This is a genomic window from Desulfoprunum benzoelyticum, assembly GCF_014201505.1.
GTDB lineage: Bacteria > Desulfobacterota > Desulfobulbia > Desulfobulbales > Desulfocapsaceae > Desulfoprunum > Desulfoprunum benzoelyticum.
The window spans coordinates 92,692-114,410 of the sequence record NZ_JACHEO010000002.1 but is presented as its reverse complement, the minus strand read 5'-3'; the positions used below and the strand labels follow the sequence as shown (position 1 = coordinate 114,410).

The window sequence follows — 21,719 nt, the reverse complement described above, 5'->3', positions numbered from 1 at the left end:
ACAAAAATCACGCTTTCAGGGATGCCTTGAATGAACAACCATTCACCTGCAGCCCCTGTCTTTCAGCCGGTGTTGCAGGCGGCTTTCAGGAGTTTCGACTCAAGACCTTGAGGTTGACTTTCACTGCCGGTCATACACGCGAGCAATCGGGTTGCCAACGCCTTTCCCAATTGTACTCCTTCCTGATCAAATGAATTAATGTTCCACGCAAATCCCTGAAGCACAATTTTTGCTTCATACAGAGCAAGCAAGGACCCCATGACCTCCGGAGTCAGGCTGTTTCCTATCAATAGAATCGATGGGCGGTTGCCGGGAAAATATTTATTCGGATTTTCGTCCTCTTTCCCCGTTGCCAGGGCTATGGATTGGGCGAGAAGATTGGCGATCAGTTTTTGCTGCGACGAAGTCCCCGCCACCTCCAGGTCTTCACCCCGCTGGCTCCTGAGAAATCCGATAAATTCCACCGGCACGAGTTCCGTGCCCTGGTGCAGCAGCTGATAGAAGGCATGCTGCCCATTCGTGCCCGGTTCACCCCAGAGAACCGGTCCTGATTTGCCGACGAGTTGACGACCATTCCTGTCGATTGATTTGCCGTTGCTCTCCATATCGCACTGCTGCAGGTGCGCGGGAAATCGATGCAGGGCCTGGCTGTATGGCAGAACCGCCACCGTCGGATAGCCGAGATAGTTATGGTTCCATATGCCGAGTACAGCCAGGAGCAGGGGAAGATTGCGGCGGATATCGGTCTCCTCGGCCACAAGATCCATCTCGGCGGCGCCATGCAGAAATTCAACGATTTTCTCGTACCCCAGTGAAAAGCCAAGTGTCACCAGGCCAACCATCGAGGTGAGGCTGTACCGCCCGCCGATGTAGTCATACATGTAAAATGCGCGAAGGTACTGCTCGGGATTGTCCATCGGACTGCCTTTGCCGGTTACGGCAATGCAGTGATGCCGGGGCTCGAGACCATCTCTGCGCAAGGCCTGACAGACAAGCTGCTCGTTGGCCCTGGTTTCCATCGTCGTGCCGCTCTTCGACACAATCACCACCAGCGATGTCGCCAGATCAGTTTTTTCGAGAACAGCCGCGGCATCATCCGGGTCGACATTGGAAATAAAATGGACGTCCTTGTCCTTTCTACCGAACGCCTGCAGAGCTTCATGCACGGCCCGCGGGCCGAGATCCGACCCGCCTATGCCCACATGGATCAGCGTCCGGAACTTTTTCCCATCGGCATTGCAGACACCTCCGGAATCCACATCGTCCAGGAAACCCTTCAACTTTTCCAACTCACTCTTTGCCTGGGCAGTGGCAGCGGGAGCAGCCGGATTCTGACAAAATATGTCACGACAGGCTGTATGCAGAACCTGTCTGTTTTCGCTGGGCCAGCCTGCGATGCGATTGATCACCGCCCCTCGCCGCATCTCTTTGAATTGCTCGACCAGGCGGCATTCATCAGCCAGATCCTGCAGCGCATCCAGCACCTCATCGGTTATCCGCTGCATCGAATAGAGCATTCTCAATGATCCTGCCCGGCAGACATACCTTTCCAGCCGTCCTGCCGCGGTCAAGGCATCCGGCGCCGTCAGGTCATACGGCCGCCCGGCGAGTTGCTGCAGCCGTTTTCCGGCATCAGTCTCGTACATGCTGCAGTATCCGTTCCCCATAGTTGCCCTCCCCCAGAATTTCAACCCCGCGCCGATCGCCCTCCGGTTTCGGCGAGACTTCTCAGTTCAGCGATAGTGGCAGCGTAATCGTCGCTGCCGAAGACAGCCGAACCAGCCACGAAAATATTGGCGCCGGCCGCAACGGCATCACCGATGGTCCTGCTGCTTATCCCGCCGTCAATCTCTATATCCACCTCGATCCCCAAGGTGTCGATGCGATCCCGCAGTTTTCTGATTTTATCCAGACAGGAGAGAATGAATGACTGCCCGCCGAAGCCTGGATTGACCGACATCAGCATCACCAGGTCGACCTCCTCAAGGATGTAATCCAGAGTGGACAGCGACGTCGCCGGATTCAGCACGACCCCGGCCCTCTTGCCAAAGTCCTTGATCCTGGAAATCGTGCGGTGCAGATGTCGCCCGGTTTCAACATGAACTGTTATCCAATCGGCACCGGCATCGGCGAACGCTTCGATATATGCGTCAGGATTGGAAATCATCAGATGGACATCGAGTTCTTTGGAAGTCACCGCCTTGGCCGCTTTGACCACAAGCGGCCCAATGGTGATATTGGGAACAAAATGTCCGTCCATCACGTCAACATGGATAATGTCGGCCCCAGCCTGGTCTACCGCCCGGATTTCATCACCCAGGGAAGTAAAATCAGCCGAAAGGATCGACGGGGCTATCAATATCCGTCGCATCTCGCATTCCTTTTTGATGTCAATTGGTTGATCTATTGATACCGAACCCGACCCGGCCCCGGCATCGCTCACACGTCTCCGGGACACAGTCTCCTGACGGCGTCGCCCGGCAGCATTTCAATGAGCCCCTCCAACTCGAGCAGGAGGAGGAGTTCGTTGATTCTGGCGGCAGTCAGGCCGGAATCGTTGCACAGCCGCTCGCGTGCCTGCGGGTAGGGTTCGATGTGGTTCAGCAGCTGCAGCGCCTCCGGATCAACGGAGCAGGCACGGCTATCGGCTGCCTTGCCGTTCGCACTGGTGGAATCCGCTGCCAGATTCAACTCCTCCAACACGTCACGAGCAGATTGTACCAACTTTGCCCCCTCTTTCAACAACCAATGCGTCCCTTCACTTTTGAAGGAATCAACTTGGCCGGGAACGGCAAAGACCTCCCTGCCGCTTTCAAGGGCCATCTCCGCGGTAATGAGTGATCCTGATTTTCTTGCCGCCTCAACGACAAGGACACCGAGGCTCAAGCCGGCGATGATCCGGTTTCTTGCCGGGAAGCGGAACCCTTCCGGACTCGTCCCAAACGGGTATTCGGTAACCAACAGCCCGGATTGGCCGATCTGTTCATAAAGCCGGCGGTTCTGCATCGGGTAGATCACGTCAAGGCCGCAGCCAAGGACAGCGATCGTCCCCCCGCCTGCGGCGAGCGCCCCGCCATGGGCCTCGGCATCGATGCCCAGCGCCATACCGGATACGATGGTGAGATAGGGAGCAAGATCGGCAGCAAGTGAACGTGCCGTCCTGCGCCCATAGGCCGTCGAGGCCCGGGAACCGACGATCGCCAGACTGTTGCGATGCAACAGTTCTTTGCAACCACGAAGAAACAGGACGGGAGGAGGATCCGCTATCTGACGAAGGAGCTCGGGGTAAGAGACATCGCTGAAATCAACGGCGAAACAGTTTTTTTTCAGGAGCAGCTCGAGCTCAGTGCTCCCGCGCTGCCGCAGCCCCTTGGGACAGGCCAGCGCCCCGACCTGTCTTGGCTGGATTCCAGGGACTTTGAGTAACTCCGTTTGGCTTGCTGCCAGTACCCGCCCCGGGCTGCCGAAATGCTCGACAAGACGCCAAAAGCCGGCGAGACCCAAACCAGGCGCTAGGCAAAGACTGATCCAATCAAGGACCATAGACCATCCTCCTCTATCTGAATCGACTTTCGTAATAAAGCAGGAGATGGCCCGTCAGTATCACGGATCAGGGGCGCTCGCAGCATTAATCGGTCATAAAGACGCGAAGCTCTTCAATCCTCGAAGGGTGTTTCAGCTTGGCGATGGCCTGCGCTTCAATTTGTCTGATCCGCTCCCTGGTCACAGCGAAGCACCTGCCGACTTCTTCCAGGGTGTGGTCGCAATCGGCGTTGATTCCGTACCGCATCCGCAGGACCTTGGCCTCACGCGGTGTGAGGGAGGACATCACCTGACTCAGACATTCCCGCAGACTCGACACCATAGAGACCTCATGGGGACCAGGCCGCTCGCTGTCTTCTATGAAGTCGCCGAGATACGTCTCGCCATCATCCCCGACCGGGGTGTCGAGAGAGATTGCGTCCTTGGCTATTTTCAGCGCCGACTTGACCTTGGAAACCTCGGTGCCGAGCTGTTCAGCCATCTCTTCCGGGGTGGGTTCCCGGTGTTCTTCCAACAGAAAATCTTTCGATACCCGAAGAAGACGGTTGATCGTTTCGATCATGTGCACCGGCAGGCGGATCGTCCGCCCCTGGTCGGCGATGCCGCGGGTGATCGACTGCCGTATCCACCAGGTGGCATACGTACTGAACTTATATCCCCGGTGGTAATCGAATTTTTCCACGGCCTTCATCAGGCCGATATTTCCTTCCTGAATGAGGTCGGAAAACTGGAGGCCGCGATTGGCAAATTTTTTTGAAACCGAGATGACCAGACGCAGGTTGGCCCGAACCAGGGCCTCTTTGGCGTATTTGGCCATGTCCCTGCCCGCCTCGATCTCATAGAGGGCCAGCTTCAGGCTCTTGTGGTCGATACCGGACTGGCCGAGCAGCTGCCTGTCCACCAGTTCCTCGATTTCATGGGAGTTCAACTCGGCAGTCGGGGAGAGCGATTCCATGTCCCGCGCGCTCATCAACTCGACAAAGACCTTGCGAAACCGTCGTGACAGATCTTCAAGACCGCCGGCTACGGCATTGACACATTCAGGGCAGACAATCCAGTTGCGGAACAGCTTGACGATCTTTTCGCCGATTTTCTCGACCTCGCCCTGAAGTTCGCCAAATCTGGCCGAACCAGGGGCAACAGTCAGCATCTCCAGCAACATCTGCCCTCTTTGTCTGTCCAGTTCAACCGCGGTATCTACTCCGTCGAGGAAGGCCTTGCTTTCCCTCTCCACCAGGTCGGTCTGGTCTTCAGGTACGCTGCTGACGATACTGCATATTTTCTCTTTGCTTTTTCTGAGATCTTTCGCCACCTCAATCAAAGCGGGGATGGCGAGAGGTGTCTTGAAAGCGGCGTTCTGTATTCTCCGCTTCCCCTCTTCCATCATCCTGGCCAGTTTCAACTCCTCTTCATGACTGAGCAGAGTCAGAGAACCCATTTCACGAAGATAGATGTTCATCGGGTCGATGGAGTGCGATCCATCCTTGCTGGTCCCTCGCGAAGTGCGACGACGATTGCTCTTCCGCCGTCCGGGCACAGGAATGTCATGATGATCTCCCGCCGCCGCTATTCCGTCCTCCGGATATTCTTCAGGCAGTTCAACAGGGATGGCTTCATCATCTGTCTTATACATCCCGGTAAGTTCATAGATCGATGCATCATCGTCATCGACGGCAAAGAAATCATCGTCTACGTCAAACCGGTTGCGATTCTTAAAGTCCCGTTCATTCGCAGCCATGTGCTTTCTCCCTCTCCCTAACCACAATATGCCATACTGGCCGACAAGGGACATTCTACCCGGTAATCCGCCTATCCTTTGGCATATACATAATCAATAAGATCACATAATTCAATCACACCGTGTGATATACGGATAAATAAAAACCACTGACAAGCCCTCTTTTTCCCTGCACTCAGGCAGGTCGCAGGGCCGGGATAGAACAGGTTTCACCCCTCCACACCCTGCAGTTGCCGGTCGACATCCTGTTTTTCCACCACCAGGAGCTGAATCAGCTTGAGATCGCCCTGCTGCTGCGACACAAGTATTTTTTTCTGCAATTCCATAGACTTTTTTCGCAATATTTGAATCCGCAGCCAGCCGACCAGATCTTCGAGTTCTTCCTCGGGAGAAGTAGGGAAAGCCGGATCGCCGGATCGACCGGCGGCTTTCATCAAAAGATCGGAAACAAGACCCCGCTCTGCACCTTCCGGCAGCAGAGAAAGCAGTTCTTCCGGCTCAATGTGACTCTTCTCCGCCAGTATCGCCTGCATCTGGAGAAAGAGGACTTCCCCCACCGTGCCGGCAAGGAAATCGCGTAATCCCGTCGCTGCGAGCTTGGGAAAAAACCGGGGATGAAGCACCATGAAACCGACAAGGTGCCGCTGCGTCCCTGAAAGCGATGTTCCCCTTTCGTGGTCGGAGCCACCGGTTGTCGGCCCGGACGACTGTTCCCGGCGCCCCTCGCCTGTCGCGACCCTGGCAGTCCAGAACGATTCCATCTGTCCTGCCGGCAGCCCGAGCTTTTCACTGAAATGGGCCAGGACCACGGAGCGCTGCAATGGTGAGGGGGCGGCATCGGCGATGGGTTTCAACTCCTGGATGATCCTCATCTTGCCGTCAAGGGTCAGGCCATGGTCCCGAATCAGCGACGCAAGGACGAATTCGGGAAGAGGTTCGGCCTTCTCAACAATCTTCCGGAGCGCATCGACCCCTTCCTGACGAACGAAGGTGTCCGGGTCGTGACCGACAGGCAGGACAGCGATCCGACCGGCCATCTGCTCTGCAAACAAGAGCGGCACCGCCCGCATCGCCGCCTTCTGCCCGGCCGAATCGCCATCGAAGAGCAGGACAATCTCTTCGGCGAAGCGATGGAGCAGACGCAGCTGTTCACGGGTCAGGGCGGTTCCGAGCGGGGCCACGACATTGCCCTGTCCATGCTCGACGAGCGAAATCAGATCGAAATTTCCCTCGACCACAATGGCCTGCCGCAACCGACGGATGGACTCACCCTGCTGAAACAGCCCGAGCAGAGCCCGACTCTTATTGAATACCGGACTCTCAGGTGAATTCATATATTTGGGCTGCCCATCGCCGAGTATCCGGCCGCCGAAACCGACCACCCGGCCCCGGATGTCGAAAATGGGAAAGAGGACTCTGTCACGGAAACGGTCATAGGAGCCACCATTGTCCTTTTTGACCAGAAGTCCGAGTTCTTCGGCGATGCGCCTCTCTTCCGCCGGAAGTTGCCGGGCAAGAAAGTCCCATCCGGCAACGTCAACGGCAGGGGCATACCCGATCCTGAATCGATCGCGGACAGCGGCGCTCACACCCCGCCGGACAAGATATTCGCGGGCCACGGCGGCTCCCGGTGATTCCAGCAGGTATCGGCTGTAGATCGTGGCACACCTGTCATTGACCGCGAACATGGCCTGTCGTTTCCTGGCCAGTTTTTCCTCAGCCGCGGAACGAGGCTTTTCCGGCAGGGCGATCTGGTACCTGGCGGCAAGCTCCTTCAAAGCAGCGGGAAAGTCGAGGTGGTGGTACTTCATCATAAAGGTGAAGACATCGCCGGACTCGCCGCAGCCGAAACAGTGGAAGAACTGCTGCCCCGGATGCACCGTGAATGATGGCGTTTTCTCGCCATGAAAAGGACACAGGCCGAGGAATCTGGTACCGCTTTTTTTCAGGTCGACAGACTCACCGATAATCTTGACGATATCCGCCTGGTCCTTGATCCGTGCCGCGATGTCTTCCCGGGATTCCTGAAATTTCATTTCGTTATCCAAAATGGGTGGTGATTCTCGGCCGGCAAGAGACTATACTGCAACCATATCCGACCGCCTCCATCGATACCGGCCGGTTACCGAAGATCTGCCGCAATGGCCTGGAGGGCATTACGCCATGGATGATATTACAAAGATACTGTCGCTTGAGGTCAAAAAAGAGATTGCCGAACGCTATTTCGGTTTTCGCAAACGCATAGAGGACGACACAGACCTCTATCAACAGCGGCTCACGGCCTCCTCGCTCGAACTGGAAAGCAGCATTGGATTCGATCTGATCCGCATCTATATCCTCCTCCATGACGAACACCTGATCCATCGTTTTATCGATCTTGTCGGTCTGCCGCAGGAATTCTACTACGATCCCTATTTCGTCCAATCGGCGTCAATCCGGAGACGGGTCTTCAGCGGGATGAAATCCAGGGGATGGTCCAGACGGTCACGATTTCGCAACATGTTCTACGATATCTACGAATCGCTTGCCGGCCATATCGAATCCTATCGCAAAACATTGTCGGAACTGACCGAGGAACAGGAAACAATTCGCGAACAGATCAACCTGTTCTATCGTAGAAACGATATCGACAGCATTATGAGCTTTATCCGCCGGATTGACAACCCCGATCCCAACGAGTTGATGGCATCCTCCACCATAGACGCCCACCATGGCCTCGATGAAAAAATGCGACTGCATCCTCCCCTGCCTGCCTGCGACCTTCTGCCGACAATCTCGCCTCTTCCCGCTTTGAAGGATATACGCCCCCAGCTAAAGCAGTTGATCAACGAGGCGTACACGTTACCACGAAAATGGCGCCTTCGAGACGAGATCCTGCCGCTCGCATGATATCAAGCTCTCTCCATCCCACACGACCTGGAGGGGAACTCTGCCGGTCCGGACAAGCCTCGGTGACATCGGTCAAAAGACGGCAACGGTTCATTCGATTTGCTTTTTTTTCCTAAAAAAATATATGCTTCAACAAGCAGGGGGGCTCCCTCTGATTTCACCACAACACCCTCGGAATATGCCCGACAGCCGCCGCACAATTTGATTTACCGGTGTCCCTCAGCCATTGATGACCTCGCCATTCCATGAAAATAACGACCATCACCCGGACCATTCGCAATACCAAACGGCTGGCGGAGATCATCAAGGTCCTGTCCGCCTATGGATTCCGCCAGGTCCTGATCGATTCCGGCATCAGTCGGCTCCTCGACAGGGAAGTCGAAGGTCCGGATGCCGCCGCCTCCAGCAACATCCCCAGGCCGGTGCGGTTTCGCCAGGTCCTCGAGGAACTGGGCCCGACCTTCATCAAATGCGGCCAGATCCTGTCGACCCGTCCCGACCTGATCCCTGCCGAATGGGCCGAGGAGCTGAAGAAGCTGCAGGACAACTGTTCCGAAGTCCCGTTCAGCGAGATCTACGAGGTCCTGAGTATGGATTTCCCCGGGCGGCTCGACGAGCTCTTCTCATCGATCGAGGAAACACCCATTGCCGCCGCCTCGATGGCCCAGGTGCATCGGGCCACCCTCCGCGATGGCCAGAATGTCGTCATCAAGGTGCTGCGACCGGACAGCCGGCAGCTGGTGGAAGAGGATATGGCCCTGCTCGAGAGCCTGTCCCAGATCGTTGAACAGTACTTTTCCAACCTCGGCTACAGCCCGGTCGCCGTGGTGAAGGAATTTTCCCGGGAACTGGCCAAGGAGGTCAACCTGATCTATGAGGGGCAATCGACCGATCGCCTCCGCCGCTATTTCGAGAACGATCCGAACATCCACTTTCCGAAGGTCTACTGGCCGGCGACGACTCGCCATGTCCTGACCCTCGAGGAAATCCACGGCCGTCTCCTTTCAACCATCCAACCGGACAGTCTCAGCCCGCAGGAACGCAGGGCCATCGTCGCCAAGGGCACCGACGCCGTTTTCAAACAGTGTCTGCGCTTCGGGTTCTTCCATGCCGACCCGCACCCCGGCAACATCTTTCTGCTGGCGGACGGATCGCTCTGTTTCATCGACTGCGGCATGACCGGCCAGCTTGACCGGAAGACCACCGAGCAGCTCATCGATCTCGTCGCCGGGGTCATCCGCGGCGACATCGAAAAGCTCTGCCGGGTCGTCGTCGAACTGACCGACACCGACCCGGCCAAGACGGATCGACGCGATTTTCGCGCCGATCTGCAGCACCTGATAAGCCACTTTCAAAATGCCGATCTGCAGCATCTCGATATCAGCACACTGCTGACCGAATTTTTCGAGATGTTGCAGAGCTATCACCTGCAATGCCCCGGCGACCTGATGCTCCTGACCAAGGCCCTCACCACCATCGAAGGCGTCGCCGCCCATTTCGACCCGACTTTTGATGTCCTGGCCCACGTCGAACCGCAGATCCAGGAAATCGTCATCAACAGGTACGGCTACAACGCCCTCAAGGACCGTCTGCTGAAGGCTGCGACTGGATATTTCGAACTTTTAGAGTATATCCCAAAAGATATCCAGAGGTTTCTCGACCATATCCGCCATCGCCGTTTCACGCTCAATCTGGAGATGAAACGAATAGAGCATATGGCCGACAAGATCGACCTGGCCAGTCGGGTGATGGGGATTGCGATGATCATCGCCGCCCTGATCGTCGGCTCTTCGATCCTCATCCTTGCCGATCAACTCTCCGACAGGCAGGGATTCCTCGGCACCATGGGTCTTTTTGGTCTCGGCCTGGCCGGGGTCTACGCAGTTGGATTTGTCGTCTCCTTCCTGTTGCCGAAGAAGCGTGAATAACCCTGACGAGACGGGGAGACAACGGATGGAAATCGAGCCTACCGGTTCTGTTCCTCGATAAACGCCTGCACCGCCGGGCTGAGGCCAAGCCCCGTGGCCAGCTCGTTCAACCATGCCCTCTCGACCTCGGCATCGACCTCGACTGTAGAAAAGGCCAGCATATACATAACTTTGGCGGTCGAAGAATCACTCATTCCAGCCACCAGAGAGGCAACATCCCTGGGGTGGTGCAGTTCATCCAGCAGAAACATCCTCTCTTCCTGGGAGAGATCGATTGCACGCAGCTTGTCGAGAATCGCCCTCTCCTCCCGCTCATCCATCGTCCCATCGGCATGGGCAGCGGCAACCATGACCTGGATCATCCGACGGGCAATTTCCTCAGAGCCCAACCTCGGTGCAGGACTTGCGGAAACCGGCGCAACGGGAGGAGCGGTTGTCCACTGGGGGGGTGGAACCGGCGGTGGTGATGAAACCGGGTCGCTGGCCGTCTGCCCAGGCCCGGGAAATGGAGGAGGTGGCGGACCCGGCATTCCGGGCATCGCCATCGCTCCGCCCGTCTTCTTATCCTTCAGAATCTCGTAGGCACCGACGGCAAGGCCGATGGCCGTCATCAGCCCCGCCCCTGACGTCAACCCGTTCATCAGCTTTTTCTTTCCTTTGCCGTTCTTCTTGCCAAGAACTCCCCCTAGAACCTGTCCCAACAATTTTTCAGCGTTTATCATATCAGTCCGTTGTTCATAAATGTTTTTCAGTCCACCAGAGTTTCCCGCATCGCCTTCGCATGAGGTCCAGCCTCATCAACCCGACAGGATATGATCCGGAACATCGATCCATTCCGAGAGTGCCGTTTCAATGGGCCCCGGCCAGATTACATATGTTGGCAAACGATTCAGCCTTGAGACTCGCGGCACCGATCATCACCCCGGAAAGTCCGGTCAACGCCAGGTACTCGGCAGCATTGTCAGGCGTTATCGAGCCGCCATAGACTATCGCCCGGTTCGGATGCATCTCGGCGACAAACCCGATTCCCTCACCGACCTTCTCCGGCGATTCCGGTATCCTGAAGGTCAGCGGATCGACCGGGCAGTAGGCGATAATCATCTTCTCACAGTCGATATCGGTCAATGGCGCCAGTTGCGACATCGCCGATGCCGGTTCGACGCAGAGAACAGGCCGCAGTCCGAAATCCACCGCCTCGTGGACCTTGTTGACGACATCCTGAACTGTTTCATGAAAATAGCGCCGGCGTTCCGAATGGCCGACAATGACGTAGTCGGCGAGACCACGGACCATATCGGCGGCGATTGCCCCGGTGTAACCGCCTTTCGGGAAGGGTGAGATATCCTGGGCCGCCAGGGATACATTATGGAGACCGAGTTCCTTCACATGAACGGCCAGGTCCGCCAGGCAGATGAACGACGGGGCGATGGCGACCTCAACCCCCGGCGTCGGCCGATAGAGCGAAGCGAAGGTATCGAACCAACGGCGGGCATCATCGATGTTCTTGTTGCATTTCCAATTACCAATGACAAATCGCTTCATCCTTTCCCCCTTTTCAACAGCGTCATGATTATCCCCTCAGGACGATCGGCATGATCCGCTCCTGCAATTCAATCAGTGTGCTGCCAGCGATCCCGAACAGTTTGCGTCGGGATTTGTCACCACTGATCAATCTTATGTTTTTCCGGGGTATATTCAGAAAATCGGCAAGAAATGCGGTAACGGCGCGATTCGCCTTGTTATCGACCGGAGGGGAGGTGATTGCCAGTTTCAGGCATCCATCATGCATGCCGGCGATGGCGGATTTCGAGGCCCTGGGTTGCACGTATATCCAGATGCCGACCGAGCCGTCTCTCTGTACTGTAAGGCAAGGCAACGCCGATTCGTCGGTTTCCATCGTCATTCCCCAAGCCATCCGGTCGATTTCGATTTCCCCTTGCCGGCGTTGATCAGGAAAGATCCGGATTGAGAGTGTCGATTTCTTCGGAAGGAAGCGCTCCGACATCCGGCAACTGGATAGTCTGATACAATTCCATCAGGTCTCCCTCCGACTCGGAATCCTTACTGCCGGGAAAGGTATCAAGTTGCTGGAGGTAGGTGCTCAACAGTGATTTCAACTCCTCACGGACCTCGACCCGCCTGTTCTGCAGCCTTTCGATCTCGATCGGCAGACGGGCCAGTTCTTCATGGGCCTTGCGACGGAAAAGCTCGACATCCTGCCTTGCCTTCTCCATCAACTCCGCGGTCTCTTCTTCCACTCGTCTCCTCAGGTCTTCAGAGAATTTCTGGGCGGCAACAATGGCCGTCTTGAAATCCATTTCGTCCTTCTTCAGTTCCTGGTGCTGTTGTTCGAGCAGTTCCAGACGCTGGCGCAGTTGTTCATTTTCAAGTCTCAGTTGACCGCTCTGCTCCCTCTCCTCGGCAACCCGTGACTCGACAGCCTCCACTTCCTCCCGCAACCGCATCGCCGCCTTTTCCTGTTCCGACTTCATCCGCCTCTCAACCGCGTCCACGACTTCTTTCGCCAGGTCCGTCTCTTTACGGCTTCCATCGAGTTGGGACTTCAGTTCCTTTATCTCCTGCTGCAGAGCGGCAAGATCATCATCCTTGCGTTCCGCCCCGGTTCGGGCTTGCTGAAGTTCGTCCCGCAGGGATTTGATTTCCTTCTCCAGTTTTTCCCGCTCCGACTCGAGGGTCTGTTTTTCTACGGTCAATCCTTCGATATCCTCGGCCAGAACCCTGTTCTGCTCGTACAGTTCAAAAAACTCCTCTGCCAGCAGATCCAGATAGGCCTTTACCTCAATTGCATCATATCCCCTGAATTTTATTTGAAATTCCTGATCTTTTATAACCTGTGGCGTCATAGACATGAGGAAGCTCCGTTGAAAATAATTGAACTATGTCCCTGCAATCCGCTACCCCAGACCCATGGCAAGACGTTTCAATGTCGGGACGAGGAAATTCTGGAGAAACATGATCACCAGGATCAGGATCATCGGCGAGAAATCGATACTGCCCATATTGACCGGCAGATACCGGCGGATCCGCCGCAGCGGCGGCTCGGTCACTTCATAGAGAAAGCGGACGATCGGATTGGAGGGATCGGCGCTGACCCAGGAGATCACCGCCCTGCCGATGACGATCCACATATAGGCGACCAGAAGAAACTCCACCAGTTGCGCCACGGCCATCAGAAAATTATTGAGTACGAACATGTCCCTCCTCCTGGCTCAAGCCACCTTGCTGCCTGCCGGCATCTCATCACTGACGGTCGACAGGACCAGACGCTCCCTGCCATCGACCATGGTCCTCGCCGCCAGGACCATCCCCTGGGATTCGATACCCATCAGGGTGACCGTTTTCAAGTTGGCCACCACCAGCACCAGTTTTCCCACCAGGTCCTGCGGTTTGTAGTATTCTCCGATACCGGCGACGATGGTCCGCTGCTCCGGAACCAGGACCGTCAGCTCCAGCAATTTTTCGGATTTTTTGACCTTCTGCGCCGCGATGATCTCGGCGACTCGCAGGTCGACCTGCTGGAACTGGTCAAAGGTCAGGACGTTGGCGGCAATGACCTTCTCGACCGTAGGCTCCGGAATTTTCTTCCCGGCCGCCGGCAACGTCTCCTTGGTTTTTTCCTTTTCGACCCGGGGAAACAGCGCCGCCGTCGGCTGCAGTTCGGTGCCGACCGGGAGCAGTCCCCAACGGCCGCACATGGACAGGCTGGAAACAAGCTCGTGCTCGGGGTCCAGCCCCAGGCCGCGGGCCATCTTCGCCGCCGCCCCCGGCATGATCGGCCGCAGGACCATGGTCAGCAGCCGCAGACACTCGGTCAGATTGTAGAGGACCGTATGGAGCCGGGCGGAACGGGTCGGGTCCTTGGCCAGGACCCACGGTTCGTTGGTGACGATATACTTGTTGGCCTGGCTGATGACCTCCCAAACCGCCTGCAGGGCGCGATGGAACTGGAAACCGTCCATCGCCTCGCCGTAAATCGGCAGCATCTGCTCGACCGCCTGTTGCAGCACCGTATCGTCTGAACCGTCGGTGGCCGGGGCGGGGACCCGGCCGGCGGTATATTTCTGCAGCATCGCAATCGAACGACTGAAGAGATTACCGATATCGTTCGCCAGATCGGAATTCTTCCGGGCGATGATCGCATCCCGGTTGAAGGAGGCATCGAGGCCGAAAGACATCTCCCGCAAAGTGAAATAGCGCAGCGTATCGACGCCGTACTCTTCGACCAGCTGGGCCGGGCGGACGACATTGCCGATGCTCTTCGACATCTTGGTATCATCGACGTTCCAATAGCCGTGGACATGCAGCCGGCGGTAGAGAGGCAGGCCCATGGACATCAGCATCGTCGGCCAGTAGATGGCGTGCGGCTTGAGGATGTCCTTGGCGATCACGTGTTCGGCGGCGGACCAGAAGCGCTGAAAATCGGCGCCGTCAGGGTAGCCGATGCCGGTCAGGTAGTTGATGAGGGCATCGAACCAGACATAGGTGACAAAACCGGAGTCGAAGGGCAGTTCGATGCCCCAGGTCAGACGGGATTTCGGCCGCGAGATGCAGAGGTCTTCCAGCGGTTCGGAGAGAAACGACAGCACCTCGTTGCGATACCGTTCGGGGGTGATGAACTCGGGATTGTCCTGGATATGGCTAATCAGTCGTTCCTGATAGCGCGACATCCGGAAAAAATAGTTCTGTTCGGCGATCTCCTGCGGCGGTACCTGATGATCGGGACAGACCCCGTCCACCAGTTCCTTTTCGGTCAGGAACCGCTCGCAGCCGCGGCAGTACAACCCTGAATACTCGTCGAAATAGATGTCGCCACTGGCATGGACCTGCTGCAGGATCGACTGGACGACCGCGACATGCTGTTTGTCGGTGGTACGGATGAAATGATCGGGATGAATGTCGAGCAGCGGCCAGGTCTCCCGGAAAAGGGTGCTGATCCGGTCGGCATAGACCTTGGGCGGCACGTCCTCTTTCGCTGCGGCCTCGGCGATCTTGTCGCCGTGTTCATCGGTGCCCGTCTGAAAGCGTACCGTATCTCCGATCAGGCGGCGATAGCGGCTGTAGGCATCGGCGACAATGGTGGTGTAGGCGTGGCCGAGATGCGGCTGGGCATTGACATAGTAAATTGGGGTTGTGATATACGTCGTCATCGATTGATATGCCTGTAGCTGTGCCGGCTGGTTGCAGCCGTCATTCCTTGACCTTTCTGTCTTTCCTGATGGGCCGTTCGTTCTTCAACGGTTCACAGGCCTGCCATTGATCTTTCCGCAGATGCTCGTCCTCACCTTTTTCATTACTCACAACTATCGATTCCTGCAACGGATTCTGTCGTTTCACCAGGTAACATGCGTCACCGATCATGATTTTCTTGCCGACCTTCGGCATCCCCTTACGCTGCCTCCGATAGATATCGTACTCGTAAGTCAGGCAGCACAGCAGCCGGTTGCATAGCCCTGAAATCTTGGAAGGATTGAGGGGGAGATCCTGTTCCTTGGCCATCTTGATGGAGACCGAATCGAACTTCTTGATGAAGGAGGCGCAACACAACTCCCGGCCGCAGGTTCCGAGGCCGCCCAGCATTTTGGTTTCATGACGAACACCGACCTGCCGCATCTCCACCCGGGTTCGAAACTCCTGGACCAGGTCCTTGACCAGGTTGCGGAAGTCAACCCGATTGTCGGCGGTAAAGTAGAAGATCATCTTACTGCCGTTGAAAAACTTCTCGACCCGGACCAGGCGCATCTCCAATTCATGCTTGGCGATCAGGTGAACGCAGGTCGCCTGCGCCTGCTTTTCCTGATCGATCAGCAGCGCATAGCGTTCCTGCTCTTCCGCAGTCATTTCCCTGGTGGTCTCAAACGAGGCCAGCCGGGGCTTTTCGGTCCACATGCAGGGGGGAGCGACGGCGACGATATGCGCCGGTTCGAGACCATGATCGGTTTTGACCATTACCCCCGTCTCACGTTTCAACCCCGCCGTCGAAGACGAGGCGGTAAACTGCTGGCCATCTTCCCGGAAGCGGATGTGATAGAAGACGTCGTTGGCATCGGCTACTTGCTCCGGTTCAGACGTCCCGTCATCCTTTTCGGTCATTTCACGAAACTCCGTTGATTCCATTGTTACACTCGATTCACTCCACCTCACTGCCATTGAAGGGGGCGGATAATTTGAACAGCAGGACCTCGCAGACCAGGTGGCGGTTGCAGTTTCGGGCCAATTGCCGCTCTGCGGCGGTGATCGTCTCCAATGTATCAAAAAACCTGGGTAAACTCCAGTTATTCACCCTGTCCCGCCCCGTGCCGTATCCTCCCCCCTCGGGCCGTCCGGAGCGATCAGACAGGCCGCAGACCAGCATCAGCCGGTCCCGCAGCCAGAGGCGGAGAAGGCCGAGCAGAGAAGGGAGATTCTCTTTCGAATCCGCCATTATCCCGGCAGCCTGCAGCAGAGCGCCGGTATCCCGATCGGGATGGAGCGAGGGGTCCGAAAGCACCGCCGTCACCTTCCGCATCACGGCGATCATCTCCGTTTGCAAAAACAGCCGGGCCCGGCCGGGACTTCCCTCGGCCAACCGGGCCACCAGTTCGGCCGTGTCCTGATCCAGTCCGGCGTCGCAGCCGAGCAGCACCTCCACCGTCTGGCGTTGACTGAGGCTGTAGAACGGGACCAGCTGACAGCGCGAGGCCAGCGTCGGCAGAATCTCTCGCGATGAATCGGCGGTCAGGATCAGCAGGTTGTCCGGCGGCGGCTCCTCCAAGGTCTTCAGCAGACAGTTGGCGGCCTCGGCCCGCATCCCATGCACATCCTCGATCAGCACGACCCTCGTCTGCGATTCATAAGGAGGGTAGCTCAGCGCCAGACTGGTCTGTCGCACCTGCTCAATCTTGATCGCCCCCTTGTCCGGACTGACCACCATGAAATCGGGGTGGCTGCCGGAACGGAACTTGCGACAGGAAGAACAGGCGCCGCAGGGTCTTTCCCTCTCCCGACTGCGACAGTTGACCGCTGCAGCCATCTCCCGGGCGAAAAGCTGTTTCCCCACCCCCTCCGGCCCCCGGAACAGGAAGGCATGGGGCATCCGCTCGGAGGAAAGGGCGCGGCGGATCAATTTTTTGGCCTTTTCCTGGCCCAGCAGACCCGAAAAGGCCGTACCGGTCCCGCTCATCCCCATCGTCACGTGCGCCTCAGGAGAAAAGGGACTGCTGCCTGGCCGGGGTGTTCGTCGCTTCCGCCGTCTCTTCCGCCATTTCCTTCTCCTCAAATCCGCCGAGATACAGGAACCGCTCGAGCGAACGCTGGTATTCCGTCCACTGCATCGATCCCCCCTCCATCTTGCGACGCAACTGCTCGATCAGATTCATCTTGGCATCGACATCGTCGATAAAGCTGAGCAGCAGGGCCTCCACCGTCATCGGCACGATCGGCGAACCGAACTCCTGGCGGCCATGATGGCTGAGGACCAGATGCTGCACCTGGTCCAGCAGCTCCGGGGGGAAGCCGTTGATCTTCGCCGCCGCCGCCGCCACCATCTCACAGCCGATCACCAGGTGCCCCTTGAGGCGGCCGCGGTCGGTATACTCGACCACGCCGATCTCCATCGCCAGTTCATCGACCTTGCCGATGTCATGGAGCAGGGCGCCGGTAATGAGGAGCGAACGGTCGACCCCCTCATAGTGGCCGGCCAGCATGTCGGCGACCCGGGCCATCGACAGGCAGTGCTCGAGCAGGCCGCCGGCATAGGCGTGGTGGATGCCCTTGGCCGCCGGGGCCATCTGGAACTTGTCCCACACCGACCCCGATTTGAAAAAATGATTGAGCAGTCTGCGAAGATAGGGATCCTTCACCGAACGCACCAATCGCTGGAGCTCCTCGGCCATCTGCTGCGGATCTCTGGTGGTGGCGACGACGAAATCGGCCAGATGAACTGCATCGCGATCGACCGGCTGCACCGAATCCACCTTCAGCTGCGGCTTGTCACGATAGGCCTGCACCATCCCCTTCAAGCGGATGAATTCGCCGGCACGGCAGATCTTCTGCCAGGCCTCGACATTGTCCCAGATCGGTCCGCTCAACTCGCCGCTGCGATCCATCACCGTCAGGATCAGATAGCTGTTACCGGCCTTGGTTTCGGACAGCCTGACCGATTTGACCAGAAACAGGTCATCGAAACGATCGCCCTCCTTCAGCTCCTCGACAAACGTGTTTTTCGTCATCTCCACCTCGCCGCCGTTGCCCCGGTTCAGACGTTGAACCGGAAATACATGCAGTCACCGTCGGCCACCACATACTCCTTGCCTTCCACCCGCATCAGACCCTTTTCCTTGGCCCTGGCCTCGCCTTGGCAGGCGACGTAATCCGCATAGGCGATGACCTCCGCCCGGATAAAGCCGTGTTCAAAATCGGAATGGATCTTGCCGGCGGCGGCAGGGGCCTTGGTCCCGATCGGGATCGTCCAGGCCTTCGTTTCCTTCTCGCCGACGGTAAAAAAGGTCTGCAGACCGAGCAGGGCATAGCCGGCCTTGATCAGCCGGTTGAGCCCCGGTTCCTCCATCTCCATCTCCTGCAGGAATTCCCGCTGTTCTTCCCTGTCCAGCTGGCTCAACTCCTGTTCGATGCTGCCGGCGATCATGACCACGCTGTCGCCATCGGCCAGGGCCGCCGCCTTCAGACGGCGGACATGGTCGTTGCCGGTGCGGATGTCCTCCTCGCTGACATTGGCGACATAGAGAATCGGTTTGGCCGTCAGCAGACAGAGGTCGCGGACCAGTTCCTCTTCGGTATCCGACCGGAGCGGCAGGCGGCGGGCCGGCTGCCCGGAATCGAGATGGGCCATCAGCTTCTCGAGAAAGGCCACCTGCTCCTTGAAGAACCTGTCGCCCGACTTGGCCTGACTCTGGCTCTTGCGCAGCCGTTTCTCCACGGTTTCGAGATCGGCCATGATCAGTTCCATGGTGATGATCTCGCGATCACGGTCGGGATCGATCGATCCATCGACATGAACGACATTGTCATCCTCGAAGCAGCGGATGACATGGACGATGGCGTCGACCTGACGGATGTGGCCGAGGAACTGGTTGCCGAGCCCTTCCCCCCTGCTGGCCCCCTTGACGAGACCGGCGATATCGACGAATTCCATCTGGGTGTGGACCTTCTTCCGGGTCTTGACGATGTCGGCCAGGATATCGAGCCGTTCGTCCGGCACCGGGACGATGCCGACATTGGGCTCGATCGTGCAGAACGGATAATTCTCGGCGGCGATACCGGCCGCGGTCAGAGCATTGAAGATCGTCGATTTGCCCACATTGGGCAGACCGACGATGCCACAGCGAAATCCCATATCGAACGACTCCTTGCTGAGGAAAGGGCGCAACCCGGCCCCCATCCTCTTCATTTTTCCAGAAAATCAAACAGCTACGACAATTTGTCCCGAACACCGGACAGGGCGAATTCATTCAGGCCAGCGGCAGCTTTTGCCGACAATTTTTTCGAGAACTGTGTATTATACTTGGATTGCCTGAAAATGCCCACGTTATAAAATCATCTCCACCCAGCCGCCTCGCCGATATGTCAACAACGCTGTTCACTCATTGTACGCTCTTCCCCGGAGCCTTCTCCGCCGTCACCGACAATGCCTACATCCTCATCGAAGGCAACCACATCGCCGCGATCGGGCCGATGGCCCAGGCGCCTCCCCCCGGTGCGGCCAGGGTCATCGATGTTCGCGGCAAACTCGTGATGCCCGGTCTGGTCAACGCCCATGCCCACTGCGCGATGACCCTGTTCCGAGGGATGGCCGACGATCTCGACCTCCACACCTGGCTGCATGGCCACATCTTTCCGGCCGAGGCCCGCTGCATCTCGCCGGAAATGGTGTACTGGGCGACGAAGCTGGCCGCCGCCGAAATGATCCTCTCCGGCACGACCTGCGTCGCCGACGCCTACTTCTTCTCGGCGCTGAGCGGCCGGGCCCTCGGTGACTGCGGCCTGCGGGCGGTCATCGGTCACGGCATCGTCGATTTTTCCGTCCCCAGCGTCCCGGACCCGGCTGAAAACATCGCGACCGTCGCCGCCTTCATCGCCGAGTGGCAAGGCAAGGATCCCCTGATCACTCCGGCGGTGTTCGCCCACTCTCCCTACACCTGTTCCCCGGCCACGCTCATCAAATCGTGCCGGCTGGCGGAGGAGGCCGGGGTCCGGTTCTTTGTCCACCTCGCCGAGAGCCGCAACGAGATCGATATGATTATCGACCCCAGGGGCACCAGCCCGGTACGGCATCTGGCCACCCTGGGGCTGCTCGGCTCCAACACCGTCTGCGTCCACGGCGTCTGGCTCGACGACGATGACCTCGACCTCGTCGGCCGGAGCGGCACCCGGATCGTCACCTGTCCGCAGAGCAACATGAAGCTGGCCTCCGGCATCGCCCGAGTGCCTGACATGCTCCGCCACGGGATCGCCGTCGGTCTCGGGACCGACGGCTGCGCCAGCAACAACAGCCTCGACATGTTCAGGGAAATGGACATGCTGGCCAAGATCCAGAAGGTGGCCGGCGGCGACGCGACGAGCCTTCCGGCCCAGGCCGCCCTGCACTGTGCGACGGGCGGCGGCGCGACACTCCTCGGCCTGGCGGATATCGGCCGACTCGAACCAGGATATCGCGCCGACCTGATCGTGGTCGATCTTCACCAGCCCCATCTCACCCCCTTCTACCACCCCGACCTCCTGGTTTATGCCGCCAGCGGCGCCGATGTCGATTCCGTGATGGTCGACGGCCGACTGCTGATGGCAGGCCGACGCATCCTCTCGTTCGACGTCGAAGAGGCGAAGGCCAGGGTGAGGAAACTGGCCAGCACTGCCGGATCAGCAAACTGACTGCACCCATGGCCCGTTCTGTACCTGTATCGAGCCGCCGGCGCCCAGCCGCCTGGAGAAGATGGCTCCGCCGCCTGGTCCTCGGCTTCGCCGTACTGAGCGTCGTCTCCACAATCATACTGCGCGTTGTCCCGCCGCCGGCAACACCGCTGATGATGATCCGCGGGATCCAGGGCATGGCCACCGGCCAGGGCTTCATCATCCGCAAGCAATGGCAGCCGCTGGAGCGGATATCGCCGGCGATGGTCCGGGCGGTCATCGCCGCCGAAGACCAGAAATTCCTGGATCATTCTGGCTTTGATTTCAATGCGATCTCGAAGGCCTACGAGAACAACCGGACTGGCGGGCGCCAGAAGGGGGGCAGCACGATCACCCAGCAGACGGCCAAGAACGTCTTCCTCTGGCCGGGCGGCTCCTATCTCCGCAAGGGCGTCGAGGCCTATTTCACCCTGCTGCTCGAGTTGTGCTGGAGCAAGGAGCGGATCATCGAGGTCTACCTCAACGTCGCCGAATTCGGCCCCGGGGTCTACGGGGTCGAAAGCGCCGCCCGCACCTATTACCGGACCTCGGCGAGGCGGCTGACGAACCGTCAGGCCGCCATGCTCACGGCGATCCTGCCGGCACCGCTGCGGTGGAACCCGGCCCGACCGACCGGCTACCTGATGCAGCGGCAACGCTGGATCCTGCAGCAGATGCGCCATATCGGGCCGCTCTTGCCGCCCTGAGCCTCCCCGTTT

At 58.1% G+C, this 21,719-nt stretch carries 19 protein-coding genes; 4 read left to right on the top strand and 15 right to left on the bottom strand.

Annotation, left to right across the window (positions count from 1 at the left end; all coding sequences use genetic code 11):
- Positions 1–62: 62 nt before the first annotated feature.
- The 5 genes from HNQ81_RS02990 to dnaG all read right to left on the bottom strand — a co-directional run bounded on the left by HNQ81_RS02990 (position 63) and on the right by dnaG (position 7,317).
- Positions 63–1,646 (bottom strand): glucose-6-phosphate isomerase, encoded by a 1,584-nt coding sequence (locus HNQ81_RS02990; RefSeq protein ID WP_244960467.1) that lies wholly within the window; start codon positions 1,644–1,646, stop codon positions 63–65.
- Positions 1,647–1,687: 41 nt separating this feature from the next.
- Positions 1,688–2,371 carry a ribulose-phosphate 3-epimerase gene (gene rpe, locus HNQ81_RS02985; RefSeq protein WP_183348643.1) on the bottom strand — a complete coding sequence of 228 codons (684 nt, stop codon included), beginning with the start codon at positions 2,369–2,371 and terminating at the stop codon, positions 1,688–1,690.
- A gap of 68 nt (positions 2,372–2,439) precedes the next feature.
- Positions 2,440–3,543 (bottom strand): DNA-processing protein DprA, encoded by a 1,104-nt coding sequence (dprA, locus tag HNQ81_RS02980; RefSeq protein WP_183348169.1) that lies wholly within the window; start codon positions 3,541–3,543, stop codon positions 2,440–2,442.
- A gap of 85 nt (positions 3,544–3,628) precedes the next feature.
- Positions 3,629–5,281 (bottom strand): sigma-70 family RNA polymerase sigma factor, encoded by a 1,653-nt coding sequence (locus HNQ81_RS02975; protein WP_240191627.1) that lies wholly within the window; start codon positions 5,279–5,281, stop codon positions 3,629–3,631.
- 209 nt (positions 5,282–5,490) lie between these two features.
- Positions 5,491–7,317, bottom strand: a complete 1,827-nt coding sequence (gene dnaG / locus HNQ81_RS02970; protein ID WP_183348165.1) for a DNA primase — start codon at positions 7,315–7,317, stop codon at positions 5,491–5,493.
- 127 nt (positions 7,318–7,444) lie between these two features.
- On the opposite strand from dnaG, the gene HNQ81_RS02965 reads away from it, so the two are divergent.
- Both HNQ81_RS02965 and HNQ81_RS02960 read left to right on the top strand, forming a co-directional pair.
- Positions 7,445–8,170 carry a hypothetical protein gene (locus tag HNQ81_RS02965; RefSeq protein ID WP_183348163.1) on the top strand — a complete coding sequence of 242 codons (726 nt, stop codon included), beginning with the start codon at positions 7,445–7,447 and terminating at the stop codon, positions 8,168–8,170.
- A gap of 245 nt (positions 8,171–8,415) precedes the next feature.
- A complete protein-coding gene (locus HNQ81_RS02960) occupies positions 8,416–10,098 on the top strand; it encodes an ABC1 kinase family protein (protein WP_183348161.1) in 1,683 nt (560 codons plus the stop codon).
- A gap of 38 nt (positions 10,099–10,136) precedes the next feature.
- Here HNQ81_RS02960 and HNQ81_RS02955 read toward each other — a convergent pair whose 3' ends face one another.
- From HNQ81_RS02955 to ychF, 10 genes are all read right to left on the bottom strand, one after another.
- A complete protein-coding gene (locus tag HNQ81_RS02955) occupies positions 10,137–10,820 on the bottom strand; it encodes a DUF533 domain-containing protein (RefSeq protein WP_183348159.1) in 684 nt (227 codons plus the stop codon).
- A gap of 127 nt (positions 10,821–10,947) precedes the next feature.
- Positions 10,948–11,640, bottom strand: a complete 693-nt coding sequence (locus HNQ81_RS02950; RefSeq protein WP_183348157.1) for a triose-phosphate isomerase — start codon at positions 11,638–11,640, stop codon at positions 10,948–10,950.
- Positions 11,641–11,668: 28 nt separating this feature from the next.
- Positions 11,669–11,995: a DUF167 domain-containing protein gene (locus HNQ81_RS02945; RefSeq protein WP_183348155.1), complete on the bottom strand. Its 327-nt coding sequence runs from the start codon at positions 11,993–11,995 to the stop codon at positions 11,669–11,671.
- A gap of 52 nt (positions 11,996–12,047) precedes the next feature.
- The gene (locus HNQ81_RS02940) at positions 12,048–12,968 is read right to left on the bottom strand and encodes a DivIVA domain-containing protein (RefSeq protein WP_183348153.1); all 921 of its coding nucleotides are present in this window, start codon (positions 12,966–12,968) and stop codon (positions 12,048–12,050) included.
- 45 nt (positions 12,969–13,013) lie between these two features.
- Positions 13,014–13,313, bottom strand: coding sequence for a YggT family protein (locus HNQ81_RS02935; RefSeq protein ID WP_183348151.1), 300 nt, complete (start codon positions 13,311–13,313; stop codon positions 13,014–13,016).
- A gap of 15 nt (positions 13,314–13,328) precedes the next feature.
- Positions 13,329–15,266, bottom strand: coding sequence for a methionine--tRNA ligase (gene metG / locus HNQ81_RS02930; protein ID WP_183348149.1), 1,938 nt, complete (start codon positions 15,264–15,266; stop codon positions 13,329–13,331).
- A gap of 40 nt (positions 15,267–15,306) precedes the next feature.
- The gene (locus HNQ81_RS02925) at positions 15,307–16,209 is read right to left on the bottom strand and encodes a PSP1 domain-containing protein (protein WP_183348147.1); all 903 of its coding nucleotides are present in this window, start codon (positions 16,207–16,209) and stop codon (positions 15,307–15,309) included.
- Between the two features lie 37 nt (positions 16,210–16,246).
- A complete protein-coding gene (gene holB / locus HNQ81_RS02920; protein WP_183348145.1) occupies positions 16,247–17,278 on the bottom strand; it encodes a DNA polymerase III subunit delta' in 1,032 nt (343 codons plus the stop codon).
- Positions 17,279–17,297: 19 nt separating this feature from the next.
- A complete protein-coding gene (locus HNQ81_RS02915) occupies positions 17,298–18,326 on the bottom strand; it encodes a 3'-5' exoribonuclease YhaM family protein (protein WP_183348143.1) in 1,029 nt (342 codons plus the stop codon).
- A gap of 26 nt (positions 18,327–18,352) precedes the next feature.
- Complete coding sequence (gene ychF, locus HNQ81_RS02910) at positions 18,353–19,450, bottom strand: redox-regulated ATPase YchF (protein ID WP_183348141.1); 1,098 nt, start codon at positions 19,448–19,450, stop codon at positions 18,353–18,355.
- Positions 19,451–19,677: 227 nt separating this feature from the next.
- On the opposite strand from ychF, the gene HNQ81_RS02905 reads away from it, so the two are divergent.
- Positions 19,678–20,982 (top strand): amidohydrolase, encoded by a 1,305-nt coding sequence (locus HNQ81_RS02905; protein ID WP_183348139.1) that lies wholly within the window; start codon positions 19,678–19,680, stop codon positions 20,980–20,982.
- Positions 20,983–20,990: 8 nt separating this feature from the next.
- On the top strand, positions 20,991–21,707 hold the full coding sequence (mtgA, locus tag HNQ81_RS02900; RefSeq protein ID WP_183348137.1) for a monofunctional biosynthetic peptidoglycan transglycosylase: 717 nt from the start codon (positions 20,991–20,993) through the stop codon (positions 21,705–21,707).
- Positions 21,708–21,719: the final 12 nt, after the last annotated feature.